This window comes from Ekhidna sp. (assembly GCF_965247405.1).
GTDB lineage: Bacteria > Bacteroidota > Bacteroidia > Cytophagales > Cyclobacteriaceae > Ekhidna.
Genome location: NZ_OZ252014.1, coordinates 2,058,993 through 2,080,254, shown reverse-complemented (window position 1 = coordinate 2,080,254; position 21,262 = coordinate 2,058,993). Strand labels below are relative to the sequence as shown.

The window sequence follows — 21,262 nt, the reverse complement described above, 5'->3', positions numbered from 1 at the left end:
TTCACTAGTCAACTAGTATCAGCTTATGGAAATAAATACACCCACTCTCCTGGTAGATAAGGCCAAGTGTCTGAAAAATATTGACCGCATGGTCAATAAGGCAAAAGCCTCCAACGCTACCTTTAGACCCCATTTCAAAACGCATTTCTCCGGAGAAATAGGTAATTGGTTTAAATCCGCCGGTGTAAAATCCTGTACGGTGAGCTCTGTCTCAATGGCAAAATATTTCGCTGATCATGGCTGGGAAGACATCACCATTGCCTTTCCATATAACCTTTTGGAAGCAAACGAAATAAGTGAGCTATCGAAAAAAATTGAGCTAAACATTCTTATAGAGTCTGAGGAAAGCCTGAATCATGCAAAAAATCATGTTACGAACCCAATTGGCTATTTTATCAAGATTGACATTGGGACGCATCGAACGGGAATTGACCCCAGAAATGAACAGCTCATTGATAAACTGGTCAATAAAGCTTCAGAAAAACACATTTTCAAAGGCTTTCTCGCACATGCAGGACACACGTATGGTTCCACTGACTATGAAAGTGTTAAGTGGATCTACGACAAGTCGGTTAAGGATTTGGTACACCTAAAAGAAACGTTCGGGGGAATACTTTCCTACGGAGACACCCCTTCATGTAGTCTGGTGGAAGACCTATCGGCATTTGATGAGCTCCGTCCCGGAAATTTTGTTTTCTATGACTGGATGCAGCATCACATTGGGTCTTGTTCAGCAGAAGATATCGCCGTTTGCCTCGCATGTCCGGTGGTGGCTGTTCACAAGGATCGCAATGAAGTGGTCGTGTATGGAGGAGGTGTTCATCTTTCCAAGGATATGATTACTGAAAAAGACATCATGGGCAAGGACCGAACCTGCTATGGCAAAATGGTCCAGCTTGAAAATGGTGGGTGGAATACTGAAATCCTGGGTCACGTAGATCGGCTCTCTCAGGAGCATGGCATCATTAAATTAGCAGAAAATGCACGCGCTCATGTAAAAGTTGGCGATGTGATTGGTATTCTTCCTGTACATTCGTGCCTTACTGCTGATTTACAAGGATTCTATCTATCCACAGATGGAGAGAAGATTGAAAAGATGTTGAAGAACTAATGCGAAAAAACGTTTCACTGCTTTTATTATTACTCGCCCTTTCTGGTTTTGCTAGAACCGACCCACCAAAAGATACGATTGACATCATGATTGGCCAGATGATCATGATCGGAATTGGAGATTTTGACCTGGTAGATGAAAGTGAGGGTATTTTCAAAGAAATTAAAAATGGCAAGGTTGGCGGAGTTGTATTGTACGAAAAAAATATCCTCTTCGAAAGTCCAAAACCAGAGTTGGCCCTATTGGTTGAAACACTTCAAAAAAATGCTACAATTCCACTTTTCGTAAGCATTGATGAAGAAGGTGGAAGAGTGACACGTATGAAAACCCGCTATGGATTCCCAAAGAATGTTTCTGCTCAGTATCTGGGTGATATGAATAACCTGGATTCCACCCGCTTCTATGCTAACCAAACAGCCAGCATTCTTAGTAGCTTCGGTATAAATATGAACTATGCGCCGGTGGTGGATGTCAACCTTAACCCCAGAAACCCGGTAATTGGACGGATCGAGCGGAGTTTCTCGTCAGACTATAACGAAGTGATCAATCAAGCTGATGTGGTAATTAAAGAGCACAATAAGCGAGGAGTCATTCCTGTGCTCAAGCATTTTCCAGGACATGGAAGTAGCCGGAGTGATACGCACCTGGGACTTACTGATGTCACGCAAACCTGGCAGATTGAAGAAATGTACCCCTACTCAGCACTTATTGATAGTGGGGCCGTAAAAGCCATCATGACTGCACACATTGTAAATCAGTCATTGGATGCTACAAAAAATCCAGCTACACTCTCAAAGCGAATTGTTACGGGTATGCTTCGGGATTTTCTTGGTTTTGATGGCGTCATCATCTCTGACGACATGCAAATGGGGGCGATCAACAATGAGTATGGATTGCGTGAAGCCATTCGATTGTCAATTGAGGCTGGTGTAGATATGCTAATGTTTGCCAACAATGTAAAAGACTATAATATGGTGAGTGCAAGCACGGTTCACGCTATTATCAAAGATCTGTTATTTGAAGGCATCATCACTCGTGATCGTATTTATCAATCGTACAAACGAATCATGAAATTGAAAGCGGAAACCGGACTGTGTGATGCTGACTATTACCGATCACTGAAAAATAAACTTCGTGCTTACAACTAAGTCTATAATAAAACCTGATTTTACTATCTTCACCAATCCATGATCCAATACAATCCAAAATCGTGGTTTTCGCTCATCTTTGATGTCTATAGCAGATATGTCATAAGGGCGCTGTTCCCGCTAATCATGTTTGCTGGAGTGCTCACTACTGTACTCTGCTTTCTATTTATTGACGTGTTGCAGGTTGTCATTGTGGACACCAAAGCCTTTCACTCCATTCTCGGAGTAATTCTTGGTTTATTTCTGGTACTCAGAACCAATACCGCCTACGATAGGTGGTGGGAAGGAAGAAAACTATGGGGACAACTGGTAAATGATACACGCCAGCTCTCCATTAAAATAACCACGTTTATTCCCCTGGATGCCAAGGAAGATCGACTCTTCTTCAAGAAAATGATTCCTAATGTCACCTTCGCAATGAAGAATCATCTGCGAAACAGCATTCTGGTGGGAGAGATGGATTTTTATGATGAAAAAGTAAAGGAGCGAATCATTAATAGCAACCACCGCCCCAACATCATTAACAAAATATTGATGGAGCGGGTGATGGATATGAACAAACGAGGGTTGATCTCAGCAGATAAACTTTTCATTCTTGATAAGGAAATCAAAGGATTCACAGACATCATAGGTGCCTGTGAGCGAATCAAGTCAACACCGATTCCTTACTCATACAGCATGTTCATCAAAAAATTTCTTTTCATCTATTGTATCACACTCCCAATGACTTTTATTGGAGAGTTTGGTTACTGGTCCATCATTTTGGTGGTGGTTGCTTTTTATTTTTTGATGAGCGTGGAGCTGATTTCAGAGGAGATAGAAGATCCCTTTGGCAGAGATATCAATGACCTTCCTTTGGATGAACTATGCGTGAAGATCAAAAAGAACATTATAGAAATTTTCAACAATAACTAAATTGGCAATTATAATCGCTTTTTAAACCTGATATTATGAAATTCAATCAACTTAAACTTTCCTCTCTCGCGCTTGCTGCAGCAGTGCTGGTTTCTTCCTGTGGTGGTGGAAGCAGCAAAGAAGAGTCATCAGATGCGTCATCTGAATTTGATGCAGCTAAAGAGCAAGTAGCCGCTGATGTATCTAAAGTATTGAAAGACCTGCCACCTCCATCTGAAGTGCCTTATCTTTTGATGAATGCAGGTGCTGAGTTCGATGCAGGCCTTATCAACTCAATTGAAAAAATGGAATCTTACCAAGCCAGTGAGTCTAAGGCAGCACTTAACCTTGGAGTATATGCCACAGACATTGGCTACCTGGCATCTTACGAAAAATCTGAGATGGCGCTTGATTACATGGGTGAATGTCAAAAGCTTGCTGCTCCGGTAGGCGTTGCTGAAGCAATCGATTATGGCATGATCTCCAGATTTGAGTCAAACATGGAAAACAAAGACTCTTTGGCTGTAATCATTAATGAAGTAATGCAAAAATCTGGTGAGCGGTTAAGTGAGCTGGAAGAACTAAATAGTGCGGCGTTGCTATTAGCAGGAAGCTGGATTGAAGGAGTTTACATTTCTACCAGCATCGTAAACAATTACCCAGACGATCTACCAGAAGAATCCAGAACATTGATTCTAGAGCCTCTGGTAAAAATTGTTATGGATCAAAAAACCTCTCTTAATGATCTACTTCAAGTAATGAATGACGTGCCGGAAACAGAAGATATTACCAGTATGAGAGCGGAACTGGAAAAAGTAAAAGCAATTTATGATGGTGAGCTGGCAGAAGTCGAAGAACAAATTGCGAACAACACCGGCGATTTCGTGCTTCAGCCAAGTACATTGGATAATCTTTCCGCAGAAGTGAGTCGCATCAGAGGCTCTATTGTTGAGTGAGCAGACTAAGAAAAGATTTAAGAGCCGTCATGCAGTAGCATTGACGGCTTTTTTATTTTTAGATTGCACGAATATCCTAACTTTAACATCACCAAAACCAACCTGACCACATGAGTGAAGAACTGCTGAAAGCAATCATCCGCCTCCTCGTCATAGTAGCCAAAGAAGAAGGAGAGGTAGATGAATCTGAGAAAGACACTGTAAGGGAATTTCTATATGAAAATGTGAGCCGGGATGATACCCGTCACTATCTAAAAATACTGGACGAATATGTCAACGAGATAGAGACCGGTAATGGCAAGGATGATCATAGCCAGATACAGGAAATCACCACAAACATCAACAATGAGTTAACTCAACAACAGAAGCTTGTGGTAATGGTGCGTCTGATGGAGCTAATCATTGCCGATGAAAAAATCACCGAGCGAGAGTCGGAACTGCTTTCATTGATTGGCAAACAATTCAAGTTTGAGGAAGACATTGTTGAAGCCATAACGCACTTTGTGGTTAACAGGGATATTAATAATTATTCCAACCTGTATTCAATTGTTGTTTCAGGTGTGGAGGATCCCGATCGCCCAAAGCAGATTTATCTGGAAGGCCTTAAAGGCCACATTGCTTTCTTTAAGCTCCCAAAAATTGAAACCTGCTTCTTTAAATATTATGGTGGAGACATCCTTAACCTCAATGGTTTGATGATATCTCCTGGAAAGATCAAAGTCTTTTCCACAGGCAGTTCCATTAAAGGCAAACGAACCGAACGTCTTTACTATAGCGACATCATCGCTATATTCAGAGATGATGTTTCCGAAACCAGCGTGTCCTTTGTTGCTGAAAACATCTCCTACAAATTCAGTAATGGGAATATTGGCTTGGTTGATGTCAACATTGCCGAACCAAGAGGGAAACTTGTGGCTATCATGGGGGGCAGTGGTGCTGGAAAATCTACGCTTTTTAATGTTTTAAATGGGTCTTCCAAACCTGCTGGGGGTTCTGTCCGCATCAACGGAATCGATATCTATGACAAACCCAAAGAGGTTGAGGGTATCATTGGAAATGTACCGCAGGATGATTTGCTAATCGAAGACCTTACCGTGTATCAAAACCTATACTATGCGGCTAAGCTGTGCTTCGACAATACGGAGAAAAGTGTGCTGGATGATTTGGTTTCCAAAACACTCGACTCACTAGGTCTGACCGAGGCAAAAGATTTGAAAGTGGGAAACCCACTCCAAAAAACCATCAGCGGGGGTCAGCGAAAAAGACTAAACATAGGCCTTGAGCTTCTGCGGGAGCCTTCTGTGCTTTTTGTAGACGAACCTACAAGTGGCCTATCTTCCCGCGATTCGGAAAATATCATGGACTTGCTGAAGGAGCTGTCCTTAAGAGGTAAAATGGTTTTTGTGGTTATTCACCAGCCATCCTCTGAGATTTTCAAAATGTTTGACAAGCTGCTGATTCTCGACTCAGGCGGCCACCAGATTTATTACGGAAACCCGGTCAAGGCGGTCACCTATTTCAAAAACATTGTTGACATGATCGATAGAGATCAAAGTGCTTGTATCGAGTGCGGCAATGTAAATCCTGAGCAAATTTTCAATATCATTGAAATGAAAGTGGTGGATGAATATGGTCGATTCACCAACAAGCGAAAGTACTCTCCGGAGCAATGGCATGAACAGTTCATAAAAAATATTGAGCTAGAACCAGTACAGGAAGTAGAAACCAAACCGGAAAAATCCCTGGATCTTCCTAACAAGCTGAAACAGGCAAAAATATTTTTACAACGCGACGTACTCGCCAAAATCAGCAACAGGCAATATGTCCTAATCAATTTGTTGGAAGCTCCTGCACTCGCTCTACTATTGGCTCTGATCACGAAGTATGCGCCTCCTGGTTCGTCGTACACCTTTTATAAAAATGAAAACATCCCGGTTTTCTTCTTCATGAGTATCATTGTAGTGCTATTTATGGGGCTTACGGTAAGTGCCGAGGAAATTATTAAAGACCGGAAGATTCTGAAAAGAGAAGCCTTCCTTCACTTAAGTAAAGTCAGCTATTTATCGTCCAAAACCTTTATTCTTTTTTGTCTTTCTGCGGTTCAAACATTGCTTTTTGTCATCGTTGGCTCCTTAATTCTAGAGATTCAGGGGATGACGCTCTGGTATTGGATCATTTTGTTTTCGGTTTCATGCTTCGCAAATATTCTCGGTTTAAATATCTCTGCAGGGTTTAACTCAGTCATTACCGTTTACATCTTGATCCCATTGCTCATTATCCCACAACTTATCCTTAGTGGTGTGGTAGTGAATTTTGATAAATTAAATGAGTCGTTTGCCAACAGGGAAAAGGTCCCTTTGATTGGTGAGCTCATGGCTTCACGCTGGGCATATGAGGCATTAGCTGTGACACAATTCAGAGACAACCCGTCAAATAGAGACATTTATCCTGTAGACCGCCGAGTAGCAATGAATACCTACAAATCGGTTTATTACACCGGATACCTCCTTGAACAGTTAGAGTACTGCTATGAAAACAATGATTTTGATGGACGATATCAAAAATTACAGCTCATTCAAAATGAGTTGCGAAAGCAGTTGAACATTTTTGGAAAAGACAAATTACCTGTTGTGGATCAAATCACTGCGAATGAGTTGAATGAGGATGTCTATCAGCAGACACGAGACTTTCTTGAAACCCTACAATCGGTATTTAACTCGCGCAGAAAAAATGCTAAAGATGAGCTGGACACAATGATAGCCAAGCGAACAGCTACTTCCGATCTGGAACAAAAATTTATAGACATCCGTGATAAGTATGAAAACGAGCGCATTGGATTGATGGTAAAAAACATCCAGACCAAACGCAGAGTAGTCACCTCAGGTGATGAACTGGTGCAGCTTATTTATCCGGTTTACTCGAAGAACGAACATCCGGAACACGCATTGGATTTTAGAACGAACTTCTATTATCCGGAGAAGTATTTCGCCGGGAATTACATTGACACTAAAATTTTCAACGTCATCATCATTTGGTTGATGACCATTGTGCTCTTTGTCGCAGTGTATTATGATTGGTTGAGAAAAATCCTGCGAGCCGGAAAGTATTAAATCGGCACGTTTACGTGCCGCTCTGCATGATACGATGATCTGACCAAAGGTCCTGACTCCACATATTTGAGCCCTCGCTTCAATCCTTCTTCTCGGAAGTGATCAAACTTATCCGGGTGCACAAACTCAGCTACTTCAATGTGCCTTTTGGTCGGTTGCAAATATTGCCCGAGTGTCAAAATATGAAGGCCGTGTTCCACCAGATCGTCCATTGCTTTGTAGACTTCATCGTCGGTTTCACCAAGACCTAGCATAATGCCTGATTTTGTTCTCTTTCCAGCTTCATAGGTCAACTTGATTTGCTCCAAACTTCGATGATATTTTGCCTGTGGTCTTACTCTTCTGTAGAGTCCTTCTACTGTTTCCATGTTATGAGAAACTACCTCTTGTCCTGCCTCAATCATTCGATAAAGTGCATCCCAGTTTCCTTTTACATCGGGTATCAAGGTCTCGATGGTTGTTTCGGGTGATGCCTTTTTTGTCTCCACTACCGTCTGATACCAAATCTCTGCTCCACGATCTTTCAGTTCATCCCGGTTCACCGAGGTAAGCACTGCATGCTTCACCCCCATCAACTTGATCGCTTCTGCTACTCGCTTGGGCTCTTCTTCATCATATTCCGGTGGTCGTCCCGTAGCTACAGCGCAGAAGGTACAGCTCCGGGTACACACGTTTCCCAAGATCATAAATGTGGCAGTTCCTTCTCCCCAGCACTCTCCCATATTCGGGCAGTTGCCGCTTTCACAAATGGTATGAAGTTTATGCTGATCCACCAGCCTACGCACTTTAGCATAATTCTCCCCTACAGGAAGCTTCACTCGTAACCAGTTTGGTTTTTTCTTTCTTTCCGGTTTTTCTACTACTGGTAAATCAATCATACGCTACTATTCAGATGTAAAAGTGCAAATCTAACAGGACTGGAGGAGATTATTTTATTTTCTGGTCCCCCAGAATAGTGTGAAGAAAACAGAAGTAAAAACAGATTTGTTCGGCTGAGTAGGAACAAGCTCAATTTCTTTGGTAAACGCCTCTGCCATAACACCTACTTCAATCCCTGCAACGTTGCTTCTGTACGTTCCAAACTCAAAGAAGACAGATCCTTTCGTGTGAAGTCCCATTTCCAGGTCAGCATCTCCTAAGCCCTGAAAAAGCTTTCCTGGCCCTGCAATATTTTGAGGTGACGGATGTCTGATAACACTGAAAGGTTCGTATTGCTGATCAGCACCCAAAACATAGTAAGGTGAAACTAAACCAAATGTCGGACCCCCAGCAACAGCTACGCTGATTTGGACTCCTTGTTGGTTTGCTTTTTTGAACATCAGCCGCTCCAAACCATAGTTGGTTCGTATTGCATAGAGGTAATTTGACTTACCATAGATGAACCCTGCACCACTCAAACCAATATATCTTGCCTCACTTGGATGCTTTACGTTGGAAAGTTCCAGACCGAAAGTATGGTAAACATCATCTCCTTTTTTTCTGCTGTGGCGCAATATCAAACCTCCTATTAGCCCTCCATTTGTGTTTTTGTTGATGCCCCAGATCCACTCAGAGGTATATTCAAATTCCTCTCCTTCAAAGAGCTGTGCATTTCCTAATAGCGGAGCTGTGAGAAATATGAATATGGCTAACTTTTTCATGGACGCTTAATCATAACAAAAATAATGCGCAAGTCCCTAAGGTTAATGGGCGTTATCATTAAGTTCAGAATAACTGATCCCCATGTGAGAGGAATGGAATACTGCCTTTCCGTCCTTCACCAAAATGGCCTGTGGAGACTCGTGCCTTACGCCATACCTCTCAGCAATGGCATTTGAGACATCTCTGTGAGAAATCAAGTCTAAAAAGTATGGCTTAAATGAAGCTTCCTGCCCATACGATCGTTCAAAGCGAGCCAATGACATGGCACTTATAGAGCACCTGGTGCTATGCTTGAACAGGAGAACAGGCCTCTCCTTAGATTTCTTATCTACTTCTTCCAGCTGATCAATGGATGTCAGGCTGGTCCAGGGTACTTCTACCTTTTCCCCTTTCGAAAAAATTTTTGATAACATTTATTTGATTATTAGCCTACTCTAATTATTCCAGATCACACGCTCCTTCTTATCAAATTTCGGCTCCTTTTCTGGACTCTTAACACCTTTTGAGTTTTGACTGTTCCCGTTTAATCGTGTCCAAAAAATATTCCACTTACGAAACATTTTTCTGACCTTAGGACTATTGAACTTCATGGCCAGGTGGTAGTTGCTACTAGGATGTTGATTTCCCACCTTAGGACGACCTCTTTTCATGTCTCCTTCCCACAGCGATGACTCCTGAAAGTATTTGGCTTCTCCCCACTCTTTAGCATTGCCAAACCACCCTATTTTAGTGCCAGTGTAGCGAGGGCGAACTTTAAAATCCACCCCTCTAAAAGGTGAGCCAGCGGAGTAGCGTGGTTTCACGTTGTAATCTTTGCCCCTGAAAGGCATCCCCTGGGAATACCTTGGATTAACATTGTAATCTTTTCCACGAAAAGGCATTCCTTGAGAGTAACGTGGTGTAACCTTATAGTCACGTCCTTTAAATTGGCTACCTGCTGAATACCGCGGAGTAACCCTATGATCTTTCCCTCTAAAAGGCATTCCTTGCGAATAACGTGGAGTGACCTTATAGTCCTTACCACGGAATGGTGAGCCGGCGGAGTAGCGAATATTTACTTTGTAGTCTTTCCCTCTGAAAGGGTTTGATTGAGAGTACCTTGGTGTGACTTTATAATCTTTACCTTTAAACGGACTACCCGCTGAATAGCGAATATTTACCTTATAGTCTTGTCCTCTGAAAGGATTTGAGGGTGAATACCTTGGCGTCACTTTGTAGTCACGTCCTTTAAAAGGACTGCCTGCAGAATAACGAATGTTTCGTTTATAGTCACTTCCTCGGAAAGGGTTGCCACCAGAATACCTGGGTGCACTTTTGTATTTGCTTCCTCTGAAGGGATTACCAAAAGAATATCTTGGTGTGACCTTATAATCTCTGCCTTTGAAAGGGCTACCACCTGAATATCTTGGGCGAGCGGAGTACCTTTTCTGACGCTCTTTAGACGGAGAATACCTAGGTGAAGTGGATCCGGAAAGTTTGAATGGGGAAGATGCACTGGAATATCTTGGAGAGGTTCTTCCACCTCCAGTGGGAATTCCATCACTGTTTTTTGGTTTTTTCTTACTCCTGAAAAACAGGAAGCCCTTTCTTTCTACTTTCTTGGTTTTTAGTCTCCGATCAGAGTCCTCGATCAATTGAGCATCGGCGGAATACACCGCCGAGCCAATCAAAAATGCTATGATCAGAAACCTTTTCATCTAATGCCTATCACCCAAAGGTTCACAATTTAGGTGATAATCTCAACGATTTGGTCGAATCGATACCTAATCAGCTAGCTGGTCTAAATCTGAATAGGTTCTCCCTGAGCGTTGAGTACTTCAAACTCGGTGAGGGCTTTTGAACTGTCCTCCACCATGTTAACCCAACGAAAATATTTCAAAAACCATTTAACACGACGTGAAAAAATACCGGCCGTGAAGTAAGTATACAGATAAGGATGAAGTGCTACCGTAATCTTCTTCTCATTTTGTGACTCAAAGAAGTACTTAATAGTATTCTCCACCTGATCCGCTACCTGGATAGAAGCTGAAATTTTTCCTGTTCCGCTACATGTTGGGCAAACCTCCTTGGTTGTAATCGAAAGTTCAGGACGCACTCGCTGACGAGTGATTTCCATTAATCCGAATTTAGAAAGTGGCAGGATCGTATGTTTGGAACGATCGTCTTTCATGGCCTCCTTCATCTTCGCGTAGAGCTTTTTCTTATTCTCTATTTTCCGCATATCGATAAAGTCCACCACAATGATGCCGCCCATGTCTCTCAGCCTGAGCTGACGAGCAATCTCTTCTGCTGCATCCAGATTTACCTTAAGTGCCGTGTCTTCCTGATTATCCTCCTTGTTGGATTTATTTCCACTGTTTACATCGATCACATGAAGTGCTTCCGTGTGCTCAATGATCAGATATCCCCCATTGAGCATACTTACAGATTGACCAAATGAGGTCTTCATCTGCTTTTCTACTCCTGTAGCTTCAAAAATCTTAGCTTTTCCCGTGTATTGTTTTAGAATCTTCTCCTTATCAGGAGCAATCCCCTTTACAAAAGTTTTGATTTCCTGATAAAGGTCTTTGTCATCTACCTGGATGCTATCAAAGCTTTCGTTTAGCACATCGCGCAGTATAGAGTTGGCGCGATTCATTTCACCAATTACCTTGTCTTTGGGCTTTGCCGTTCGGAGGGCTTTCATTCCTGCATCCCATCGATCAACAAGGTTTCGAAGATCTGTGTCAAGCTCTTTCACATCCTTGCCCATTGCAACGGTACGGATGATGACACCAAATCCTTCTGGTTTGATGGAGCTAATCAGACGCTGCAAGCGCTTGCGCTCGTTTGCATCTGTAATTTTTTTTGAAACGTTTACCGTGTTTGAAAACGGCACCATTACCAGGTATCTACCTGCCAATGACAACTCGCATGAAAGTCGTGGGCCCTTCGTAGAAATAGGCTCCTTTACTACCTGCACTAAAATCTTCTGTCCCTTTGTAAGGACTTGGTTCATTTTCCCAAGCTTATTGATATCCGGCTCTCCTTTAAAACCTGCCAGCCTTGTGCTATTCAGTTTTTTCGCCAGTGTTAGCTTGGTGAACTTATTAAGTGATTGAACCTGTGGTCCCAGGTCCAGATAGTGTAAAAAGGCATCTTTCTCATATCCCAGATCAATGAAAGCAGCATTCAAACCCTGAACTACTTTCTTAACAGATCCCAGATAAATATCACCTACGTTGAAGGTTTGTCCTCCTCCGTCCTGATGAAATTCTACTAGCCTTTTATCCTTAAGTAAAGCAATACGACATCCCTCGCGAGTTGAGTTAATGACTAGTTCATTACTCATAGCGATTGATTATAGGTGCCGATTACTTCTTCTTATGTCTGTTTTTTCTAAGTCTCTTCTTTCTCTTGTGAGTAGAGATCTTATGTCTCTTTCTTTTTTTACCGCAAGGCATAGTTTCTAATTTTTAAAAGTTTTTAAAATGTTTTAAAGGCTATTCAGGTAATCATTCGCCATCATTTTGATGGCCGGAATGGAGTCCTGTGTCGCCATGATTTCCTCCAAAAGCAGGCGGGCCTGCGATTGTTGATTTATTTCCATCAATGAAACTGCGAGATAAAGCTTGGCTTCATGATCTGCAGAATCCATCGATACAAGATTCTCAAAACGCTCCCGGGCTCGATCAAACTGACCACTTTGGATTGCAAGCAAACCCAGGTTCAAAATTGCTTGCCTGTTGGTCTCGTCAACAACTAAAATTTCTCTTAGCATGTTTATCCCTGCCATGGGATTTTCAGAGACAACCAAAGTCATGGCCAATCGGTTCTTCACTACCAGGTTCCCCGGATCTTTATCCAAAAGGGTTTGTAAAATTTCTCTGGCTTTCAGTGCATATTTCTTTGCTTGCTCCGGTCCTGCTGAACGTTCGTAAGCTTTGAAATATATGTCTGCAGCTCGTTCAGAAGGGCCTTCCATCCACCCCTGAATTTTGTCTGCGTAGCTCGCAGCACTGTCTACTGCCCCATAATCGAGATAGCGTCTCGCCAAAGAGTGCGCAAAGTTAGTTTTTTTATCAATATTATCTTCCTCCTCAAGCAATCTTCTTAACTCATTGATCTGAGTTTCAACTTCTTGAGGAATTTCCATCGAGTGTTGCTCTGTCTCAGCCACCTCTTGCAGCTGCTCATTTTCCACAACACTCCTTGGAAGCTGGAATAAAATAACCACCAGCGCGATGGCTCCAAGCACAAGAATTAGCTGGGCTCTTGTCACTTGATTTTTGGGGAGTTTTTGATTTTCTCTACAAAAATTTTGGATGGCTTGAACGACGGAATGTAGTGCTCGTCTATTACAATGGCGGTATTCTTGGAAATATTTCGTGCAATCTTCTTAGCTCGCTTCTTGTTCACAAAGCTCCCGAATCCCCGCACGTAAACATTCTCCCCATTGGCCATGTTATTTTTCACGACAGTGAAGAACGCCTCCACTGAAGCCTGCACATCTGCTTTGTCAATTCCTGTCTTATCCGATATTTCGTTTATCACATCAGCTTTTGTCACAACTGTCTGGTTTATAGGTGGGTGTTAAAATTGGGAGGCCAAAATTAAATTTGCACCTTCACATAAAAAAAGGATTTCTAAATTATTAAGTCATCGAAGGGAAAACATTTGCCGAAAGGCTAATTAATTGGTATACAGAGAGAAAGCGAGATCTTCCCTGGAGAAAAACAAAAGACCCGTATCCGGTCTGGTTGTCCGAAATCATCTTACAACAAACCCGTGTTGATCAGGGGCTACCCTATTGGCAAAGGTTTGTTGAAACCTATCCTTCCATTCATGAGCTGGCTAATGCCAGTGAAGAAAAAGTGATGCGCCTATGGCAAGGACTTGGGTATTATTCCAGAGCCAGAAACTTGCACGCCACAGCCAAATACATTGCGAATGAGCTGGATGGGGTTTTTCCGTCTACCTATTCAGAAATTCTTAAGCTCAAAGGAATAGGACCATACACCGCAGCGGCTATCGCTTCCATCTGTTTTGATGAACCAAGACCGGTAGTAGATGGCAATGTCTTCCGGTTTGCTTCCCGATACTTTGGAATCGAATCAGATATTTCAAAAGCCTCAACCAGGAAAGAGTTTGAGAAAATCCTTTCTGAAGAAATTTCGCAAGCACACCCCGGAACATTCAACCAGGCCATGATGGAATTTGGAGCCACGGTTTGCTCCCCGAATCCCCAGTGCCAAGAATGTATCTTTCGAATGGATTGCTTTGCCTTTCAGCACAAGATGCAAAAATCTCTGCCCGTCAAATCGGGAAAAACCAAAGTTCGGGATCGGCACTTTCATTACATCGTCTTTAAAAATCAGGATCACTTCTTTTTAAAAGAGCGAGTAGATAAAGATGTGTGGAGCGGCTTATTTGATTTTGCCCTCATTGAGGGGACTGCAGGTGAGGACGAAGTAATGGCAGAAATCCAAAAATCTTTTGACCTGTCAAAACCAACGCTTGATGACGTGTCTGAATCCTTTATTCACATCCTTAGTCATCAAAAAATTCATGCCACCTTCTACATGGTTTCCATTTCTGATGATGCTGCAAAAACAGTTAGCAAAAAGAGCTCACTCAAACCGTATTCCGCAGAGGAAGTGCTAAATTTGCCAAAACCCAAACTAATCGTAAATTACCTACAACGAATAGGTATCACTTAAATCACTAAGAATATGTCTGGAGTAAATAAAGTAATCCTTGTTGGGCGTCTCGGTAAAGACCCTGAAGTTCGTCACCTTGAAAATGGAGCAACAGTTGCCAATTTTTCAATGGCAACCTCCGAAACATACAAAGACCGACAAACAGGTGAGCGAAGAGAACAAACCGAGTGGCATAACGTAGTGCTATGGAGAGGTTTGGCTGAGGTGGCTGAAAAGTATGTGAAGAAAGGCGATATGATTTATGTGGAAGGAAAACTCCGCACCCGCTCCTGGGAAAAAGATGGTGTGACCAGATATACCACAGAGGTGGTAGGAGATAACATGACCATGCTTGGAGGCAGTGGTGGTTCATCGCAACAAGGAGGTGATTATTCTCAGAGCCAAAGCCAGCCGATGCAGGAGTCGGCACCATCGCAGGATAATACCAGTGATGCCACTGACGACCTGCCATTTTAAACAAAACAAACAGTAGTTGGAAACATCTTTAGACGATCCATTCCCCACGGTTTTATTGAACATGATGGCAGGTATGCCAATTTCATTCTACCTCATTAATGGGTTGGTGGTACTGGTGTTGCTTGGATTGTCCGGCCTGATCTCAGGTTCGGAGGTCGCTTTCTTTTCTTTTACTCACAACCAGATTAAAGAATTCAACGCATCGGTTGATGTGAGAGAAAAGCGAATTAGTCAATTGCTCCATCACCCGAAAAGACTGTTGGCCACTATTCTGATCCTTAACAATCTGGTCAATATTTTCATTGTGACCATATCTACGTTTGCCACCTGGCAAATCGTGGGTGACCAGGGAAAGCAAGGTCTTACCATTGTGATCCTTACTTCTGCAATTACCATCCTGATTATTTTCTTCGGAGAAATCATTCCTAAGGTCTATGCCAACCATAACGGAACCGCCTTTGCTAAGCTCACCTCTGGAATGCTCTTGCTTTCCTACAAGATTTTCAAACCCATTTCATGGTTTCTGATGAGCATCACCGGATTGATTGAGCGGCGAATGGAAAAGAAAGGATACAATCTTTCTGTAGAGGAAATTAATCAGGCGCTTGAGATCTCCGTTGAAAAAGAAGAGGTGAGCGAAGAGGAGAAAGGAATCCTAAAAGGGATAGTAAATTTTGGTACTCTTTCAGTGAAACAGGTGATGAAAGCGCGAATGGATATCACAGCCATCGATATTGAAACGGACTTTCATGAACTCATGAACCAAATCAATAAGACCGGCTATTCCCGAATTCCAATCTTCACTGAAACCGTTGATAAAATTGAGGGCATCCTATACATCAAAGACCTGCTGCCTCACATCGAGCAAGAAGATGATTTCAAATGGCAGGAGCTCCTACGCCCGGCATTCTTTGTGCCTGAGAGTAAGAAAATTGACGACTTGTTCAAAGACTTCCAGGAAAAGCAGGTGCACATCGCCGTGGTAATAGATGAATATGGAGGGACTGCCGGACTCATAACGATGGAGGATGTGATTGAAGAAATTGTAGGTGAAATCAACGATGAGTTTGACGATGAGAGTGATGTGGCTTACAACAAGCTGGATAATCAAACCTTCATATTCGAGGGTAAAACTTCACTGAATGACTTCTGCAAAATCACTGACTCTGACATTGCACTATTTGATTCTGTAAAAGGAGAAAGCGAATCTCTTGGTGGTTTGGTTCTAGAATTAAATACCAAGATGCCAAGTGCCGGGGAAAAAATTCGCTTTGGTCATTTCGTGTTCACCGTGGTGGCCGTAGACCAAAAAAGAATCAAGCGCTTGAGAGTTTATATTAATTCAGATAAAAGTAACGTTGCAGGGTTTGAAGATTAACCTCAGCTTTGCCGATATGAAGTACCTCCTTTTAATTCTCGCTTTTTTCTTTATAGCATGCGAAAATGACTATCTGCCTAAACCGAAAGGATACAATCGCATTGATCTGCCGGAAGCATCTTACCAGCCCACTCCCGATACGTTACCCTACTTCTTCGAGTACTCAAAACATGCCAAACTTCTTCGTGATTCCAGCTGGATAACCGAACGATATTGGATCAACCTTTTCTATCCTGAAATGGGAGCGGCAATTCAGATCACTTACAAACCTGTTACCGATTCGATCATTCGGGAATATCTCAGTGACTCCTATCGGCTTACCTCCCAACATAATGTGAAAGCCTACGCAATAGAGGAGAGCATCCTTGAACTACCCAGCGGTCTTTATGCCTCCTTTACCGAGCTGGAGGGTGAGGTGCCTACCCAGGCACAATTCCATATTACCGATGAGGACAGCACCGATCACTTTTTACGAGGCGCATTATATTTCCGGACTGCCACGAAGAACGACTCCCTTGCTCCTGTCATTGACTATCTGAAACAGGATATGATCCACCTGTTAATGAGCTTGAGGTGGAGTGAGTAATCTAGTATTCTAGATCATCAATCATTCTTTTTTATGCTTCGGCTTATCTTAGCCTGATGCACCCATTCTTTGATCGATCCATTGAATATCTGAAAGGTGTCGGCCCACAACGAGCTGAAACCCTAAACAAAGAATTGCAGATATTCACTTTCGGAGACCTCCTCCAGCATTATCCCTTTCGGCACGAAGATCGCAGCAAATTCTACAAGATCAGGGAACTCCAAACGGACCTTCCGTACGTCCAAATCATTGGGGAATTCAAATCCTTTAAAACCATCGGAATGGGTAGAAAGTCCAGGCTAGTGGGCACGTTTGCAGATGAAACCGGCACCATTGAAATGGTTTGGTTCAAGGGAGTACAATGGATCCAAAAAAGCCTGACCATAGGCGTAAAGTATGTGGCCTTTGGTAAGGCGACTTTATTCAACGGTAAGTTCAATATCGCTCACCCGGAAGTAGAGGTGCTTACAGAAAAGAATGCAAAAGGCGGATACCTGATTCCCGTCTATCACACTTCCGAGAAAATGAAGAAAAAGGGCTTAGACAGTAAATTCCTTACCAAAGCGATGAAAGTACTCCTGGTAGAAGCAGTCAATCACATCACGGAAACTTTGCCAGACAAACTTCTTAAGAAGTTCAAATTGATTGATAAGAAGACAGCCGTGGTGGCCATGCATTTTCCGCGCAATGCCCAGCAGCTCACCATCGCTCAAAACCGAATGAAGTTCGAGGAGCTGTTTTTTGTGCAGCTTCGACTGATCAAACTGAAAATTGCCCGAACAGAGAAATACAAAGGGGTCATCATCAATAAAAGCGACCTCCTCAATGAGTTTTATGAAAAGCAGATGCCCTTCGAACTGACGGGTGCTCAAAAGCGTGTGGTGAAAGAAATCTATGCTGACTTTCGTTCGGGTCAACAAATGAACCGACTGGTGCAGGGGGATGTGGGTAGCGGAAAAACCATGGTCGCTTTTCTTTCCATGTTGATTGCTATTGGTTCCGGTTTTCAATGTGCATTTATGGCCCCCACGGAAATTCTCGCCGAACAGCATTTCAAAGGACTGCAGGAATGGACGAAACCTCTCGGTATTCAAATGGCAAGACTGACAGGGTCTACTCCAAAGTCCGAACGGAAGCTGATTCATGAAGGACTGATGTCTGGGGTCATTTCCATCCTGGTAGGAACTCATGCACTCCTCGAAGACAAAGTAAAGTTCAAAAACCTGGGACTGGCTGTGATCGATGAGCAGCACCGTTTTGGTGTGGCACAACGAGCCAAGCTTTGGACCAAAACCAAAGACACTTATCCTCACGTACTAGTCATGACTGCCACACCCATACCGCGAACATTGGCTATGACCTTATATGGAGATCTGGATATTTCTGTAATTGATGAGCTCCCTGCCGGAAGAAAGCCGATCAAAACGATGCATTACCGAGACAACAAGAGGCTGGAGATGTTTGGATTTGTGGAAAAGGAAATTGAAAAAGGCCGTCAGGCATACATTGTTTTTCCACTTATTGAAGAGTCCGCTACTCTGGATTACAAAGATTTGATGGATGGATACGAAGGCATCACCCGTCGATTCCCAAATTATCAGATTTCCATAGTGCATGGACGAATGAAAGCTGAAGATAAGGAGTGGGAGATGCAGCGCTTTGTGAAAGGCGAAACCAAGATTATGGTTGCTACCACCGTAATCGAAGTAGGCGTGAATGTGCCCAACGCTACCATCATGGTGATTGAAAATGCGGAGCGCTTCGGCCTGTCACAGCTACATCAGCTTAGAGGCCGTGTGGGGAGAGGGGGTGATCAGAGCTATTGTATCCTGATGACCGGATTGAAACTCAGCACAGAAGGACGCACCCGATTGAAGACGATGGTAGACACGACGGATGGCTTTAAGATTGCAGAGGTAGACCTTGCCCTCCGCGGGCCTGGTGATCTGATGGGCACCCGACAAAGTGGCGTCCTTGATCTATTGGTTTCTGATCTAGTTAAAGATGGAGAAATTTTGAAAGTAGCACGAATAGCAGCACAAGATATTCTGACACAAGACCCCAATTTGGAGAAGCCAGATCATCGAATGATCAAATCACATATTGATTCATTTAGTAAAAATGCCGTGAATTGGGGGAGGATTAGTTGAGTAGTCTTTGGTTATTCGTTGACTTGTTGCCAATTCACCGTTTAACTAATTAACTTAACACTAAATGAAATCCCAATACATCAAACTTCTGAAAAAACAGATCAGCAAACTGGAAGAAGATTCCTTTGATCTAGAAGCCTGGAAAACCAGTGCAATCACGGTACTGGAACGGATCTTTGGCGAAAATGACCCAAGAGCTAAGCAGATCGAAAACCTGAAGATTGACTACAGCAGCTGGGCTCTTCGCGACTCGAACTCAAAATACAAACCAATCGAGACGGCCAAACTCAAAGGCAAAGAGGTTCTTAATACTGCCATCGATGAAATTGAAATATTTGGCGCTCCCGAAAATCACGCAGTAGAAGTTCTAGGTAGTGATTTTGTAAAAAAAATGCAAAACATGAGTGATTCAGAACGGAAGAAATACTTTGACGGGATGAAGAAAGGGGAGTTGGTAGATTTGCTTATGAAGTTGACTTCTTAACTATTTACCTTAAGGACTGTCCCCTTGAGGGGACTATAGGGTGTAACATCCCCCTCACCCCCTTCAAAGGGGGAATAGCTCTTTGACTAAATAGTGTCAGTGCTTAAAATGCCTGGTTCCTGTCATCACCATAGCTAAACCATTCGCATCGCAATAGTCAATGGAGTCCTGATCCTTAATCGAACCTCCAGGCTGTATCACTGCGGTTATTCCTGCTTTTTGCGCAATCTCCACACAATCTGGGAACGGGAAAAATGCATCTGAAGCCATCACCGCACCATTGAGGTCAAACCCAAACTTCCCTGCTTTTTCAATTGCCTGGTTGAGGGCATCCACTCGTGAAGTCTGACCCACGCCACTGGCAAGTAGCTGTCCATCTTTCGCGAGAACGATTGTGTTCGACTTGGACTGCTTACAAACTTTCGATGCAAAGATCAGATCCTCCACCTCATCAGCGGTTGGTGCTTTCTTTGTCTTTACTTCCAAATCCTCTTTCGTCTCGGACTTCAAATCATAATCCTGCACGATCGTACCATTCAAAAGGCTCTTATACTGCACCTCTTGTCTCCAAGGTTTTTTCTGGATCAGTAAGATTCGGTTCTTCTTTTTTTCAAGAATTTCAAGAGCATCAACGGCAAAAGTCGGTGCAATCAAAATTTCAAAAAACAGGCTACTCATCTCTTCAGCCGCAGCTTTGTCCACTTCCTGATTCGTAATCAAAATACCGCCAAAAGCTGAAACGGTATCAGCAGCAAAAGCTCGTTCGTAAGCTTCTTTGACAGTTTTTCCGGTAGCAATACCACACGCATTGTTATGCTTGAGGATGCCAAAGGCCGTTTGATCTGTAAACTCAGCCATCAGCTGAACAGCCGCTTCAATGTCTACCAGATTGTTATAAGAAATCTCCTTTCCGTGAATCTTCTCAAAGTATTCCTCAAAATCTCCGAAGAAATATCCTTTCTGATGCGGATTCTCTCCGTATCGTAAGGTTCTGCCAGGTGCAGAAGAAACCCGGAACGCAGGTACCTGCTTTTCGGAATTCATCCAGTTGAAGATCGCTGAGTCGTAATGACTGGAGGTGGCAAATGCTTTCGCTGCAAAGAGTTTGCGTTCCTCCTCGGTTGTTTCCCCGTTTTGATTATCCAGTATATCCTGAAGGTCCTGATAATATTCACGAGAACTTACCATCACCACGTCCTTATAGTTTTTTGCGCCAGCTCGAATCAAGGCGATTCCTCCAATATCAATTTTTTCTATGATATCATCTTCACCAGCACCACTCGCTACGGTTTCTTCAAACGGATACAGATCTACAATCACCAAATCGATCGGTGGGATTTCGAATTTTTTAGCTTCTGCTAAATCTGATTCATTGTCTCTTCGATGAAGAATTCCTCCAAAGATCTTCGGGTGGAGTGTTTTCACTCTTCCTCCGAATATGGAAGGATAGTCCGTCAGGCTTTCAACCGGAATAACATCGATTCCGAGCTCTTTGATGAACTTCTCTGTTCCGCCTGTGCTATAAATTTTAACTCCTTGATCGTCCAGCTTCCGTACAATAGGTTCCAGACCATCTTTATGAAATACAGAAATGAGGGCTGATTGAATCTTCTTTTTGGACATCTATGTGGTTGGTTTTATTTCAAGGT

Annotated in this window: 19 protein-coding genes; 11 read left to right on the top strand and 8 right to left on the bottom strand. The window is 42.9% G+C overall.

Annotation, left to right across the window (positions count from 1 at the left end; translation table 11 throughout):
- Nucleotides 1-25 precede the first annotated feature (25 nt).
- The 5 genes from ACP14Y_RS09405 to ACP14Y_RS09385 all read left to right on the top strand — a co-directional run bounded on the left by ACP14Y_RS09405 (nucleotide 26) and on the right by ACP14Y_RS09385 (nucleotide 7,219).
- Nucleotides 26-1,111 (top strand): alanine racemase, encoded by a 1,086-nt coding sequence (locus tag ACP14Y_RS09405; RefSeq protein WP_424962705.1) that lies wholly within the window; start codon nucleotides 26-28, stop codon nucleotides 1,109-1,111.
- Nucleotides 1,111-2,259, top strand: a complete 1,149-nt coding sequence (locus ACP14Y_RS09400; protein WP_424962704.1) for a glycoside hydrolase family 3 protein — start codon at nucleotides 1,111-1,113, stop codon at nucleotides 2,257-2,259. Before ACP14Y_RS09405 ends, ACP14Y_RS09400 begins: the two co-directional genes overlap by 1 nt.
- A gap of 39 nt (nucleotides 2,260-2,298) precedes the next feature.
- Nucleotides 2,299-3,174 carry a bestrophin family protein gene (locus ACP14Y_RS09395; RefSeq protein WP_349566111.1) on the top strand — a complete coding sequence of 292 codons (876 nt, stop codon included), beginning with the start codon at nucleotides 2,299-2,301 and terminating at the stop codon, nucleotides 3,172-3,174.
- A 35-nt stretch (nucleotides 3,175-3,209) separates the two neighbouring features.
- Nucleotides 3,210-4,109, top strand: a complete 900-nt coding sequence (locus ACP14Y_RS09390) for a hypothetical protein (RefSeq protein WP_424962703.1) — start codon at nucleotides 3,210-3,212, stop codon at nucleotides 4,107-4,109.
- Between the two features lie 110 nt (nucleotides 4,110-4,219).
- Nucleotides 4,220-7,219, top strand: coding sequence for an ATP-binding cassette domain-containing protein (locus tag ACP14Y_RS09385; RefSeq protein ID WP_424962702.1), 3,000 nt, complete (start codon nucleotides 4,220-4,222; stop codon nucleotides 7,217-7,219).
- Here ACP14Y_RS09385 and lipA read toward each other — a convergent pair.
- The 7 genes from lipA to ACP14Y_RS09350 all read right to left on the bottom strand — a co-directional run bounded on the left by lipA (nucleotide 7,216) and on the right by ACP14Y_RS09350 (nucleotide 13,408).
- Complete coding sequence (gene lipA, locus ACP14Y_RS09380) at nucleotides 7,216-8,097, bottom strand: lipoyl synthase (protein ID WP_424962701.1); 882 nt, start codon at nucleotides 8,095-8,097, stop codon at nucleotides 7,216-7,218. The genes ACP14Y_RS09385 and lipA overlap by 4 nt on opposite strands.
- 54 nt (nucleotides 8,098-8,151) lie before the next feature.
- The gene (locus ACP14Y_RS09375; protein WP_424962700.1) at nucleotides 8,152-8,859 is read right to left on the bottom strand and encodes a hypothetical protein; all 708 of its coding nucleotides are present in this window, start codon (nucleotides 8,857-8,859) and stop codon (nucleotides 8,152-8,154) included.
- Nucleotides 8,860-8,901: 42 nt separating this feature from the next.
- Nucleotides 8,902-9,273: a bacillithiol system redox-active protein YtxJ gene (gene ytxJ, locus ACP14Y_RS09370; RefSeq protein ID WP_424962699.1), complete on the bottom strand. Its 372-nt coding sequence runs from the start codon at nucleotides 9,271-9,273 to the stop codon at nucleotides 8,902-8,904.
- Nucleotides 9,274-9,294: 21 nt separating this feature from the next.
- Nucleotides 9,295-10,557, bottom strand: coding sequence for a hypothetical protein (locus ACP14Y_RS09365; RefSeq protein WP_424962698.1), 1,263 nt, complete (start codon nucleotides 10,555-10,557; stop codon nucleotides 9,295-9,297).
- Between the two features lie 83 nt (nucleotides 10,558-10,640).
- On the bottom strand, nucleotides 10,641-12,191 hold the full coding sequence (locus ACP14Y_RS09360) for an Rne/Rng family ribonuclease (RefSeq protein WP_424962697.1): 1,551 nt from the start codon (nucleotides 12,189-12,191) through the stop codon (nucleotides 10,641-10,643).
- Nucleotides 12,192-12,335: 144 nt separating this feature from the next.
- Nucleotides 12,336-13,121 carry a tetratricopeptide repeat protein gene (locus tag ACP14Y_RS09355; RefSeq protein WP_424962696.1) on the bottom strand — a complete coding sequence of 262 codons (786 nt, stop codon included), beginning with the start codon at nucleotides 13,119-13,121 and terminating at the stop codon, nucleotides 12,336-12,338.
- Nucleotides 13,118-13,408 (bottom strand): HU family DNA-binding protein, encoded by a 291-nt coding sequence (locus tag ACP14Y_RS09350; protein ID WP_089355061.1) that lies wholly within the window; start codon nucleotides 13,406-13,408, stop codon nucleotides 13,118-13,120. The genes ACP14Y_RS09355 and ACP14Y_RS09350 overlap by 4 nt, the downstream gene beginning before the upstream one ends.
- Nucleotides 13,409-13,500: 92 nt before the next feature.
- Between ACP14Y_RS09350 and mutY the strand changes: the two genes are divergently transcribed.
- From mutY to ACP14Y_RS09320, 6 genes are all read left to right on the top strand, one after another.
- Nucleotides 13,501-14,559, top strand: a complete 1,059-nt coding sequence (mutY, locus tag ACP14Y_RS09345; protein ID WP_424964431.1) for an A/G-specific adenine glycosylase — start codon at nucleotides 13,501-13,503, stop codon at nucleotides 14,557-14,559.
- A 12-nt stretch (nucleotides 14,560-14,571) separates the two neighbouring features.
- The gene (locus ACP14Y_RS09340; RefSeq protein ID WP_424962695.1) at nucleotides 14,572-15,015 is read left to right on the top strand and encodes a single-stranded DNA-binding protein; all 444 of its coding nucleotides are present in this window, start codon (nucleotides 14,572-14,574) and stop codon (nucleotides 15,013-15,015) included.
- Between the two features lie 61 nt (nucleotides 15,016-15,076).
- A complete protein-coding gene (gldE, locus tag ACP14Y_RS09335; RefSeq protein ID WP_424964430.1) occupies nucleotides 15,077-16,393 on the top strand; it encodes a gliding motility-associated protein GldE in 1,317 nt (438 codons plus the stop codon).
- A 16-nt stretch (nucleotides 16,394-16,409) separates the two neighbouring features.
- Nucleotides 16,410-16,979, top strand: coding sequence for a gliding motility lipoprotein GldD (gldD, locus tag ACP14Y_RS09330; RefSeq protein ID WP_424962694.1), 570 nt, complete (start codon nucleotides 16,410-16,412; stop codon nucleotides 16,977-16,979).
- A 56-nt stretch (nucleotides 16,980-17,035) separates the two neighbouring features.
- Nucleotides 17,036-19,129, top strand: a complete 2,094-nt coding sequence (gene recG, locus ACP14Y_RS09325; protein ID WP_424962693.1) for an ATP-dependent DNA helicase RecG — start codon at nucleotides 17,036-17,038, stop codon at nucleotides 19,127-19,129.
- Nucleotides 19,130-19,193: 64 nt separating this feature from the next.
- The gene (locus ACP14Y_RS09320) at nucleotides 19,194-19,613 is read left to right on the top strand and encodes a hypothetical protein (protein WP_424962692.1); all 420 of its coding nucleotides are present in this window, start codon (nucleotides 19,194-19,196) and stop codon (nucleotides 19,611-19,613) included.
- A gap of 96 nt (nucleotides 19,614-19,709) precedes the next feature.
- Here ACP14Y_RS09320 and purH read toward each other — a convergent pair whose 3' ends face one another.
- A complete protein-coding gene (gene purH, locus ACP14Y_RS09315) occupies nucleotides 19,710-21,236 on the bottom strand; it encodes a bifunctional phosphoribosylaminoimidazolecarboxamide formyltransferase/IMP cyclohydrolase (RefSeq protein ID WP_424962691.1) in 1,527 nt (508 codons plus the stop codon).
- Nucleotides 21,237-21,262: the final 26 nt, after the last annotated feature.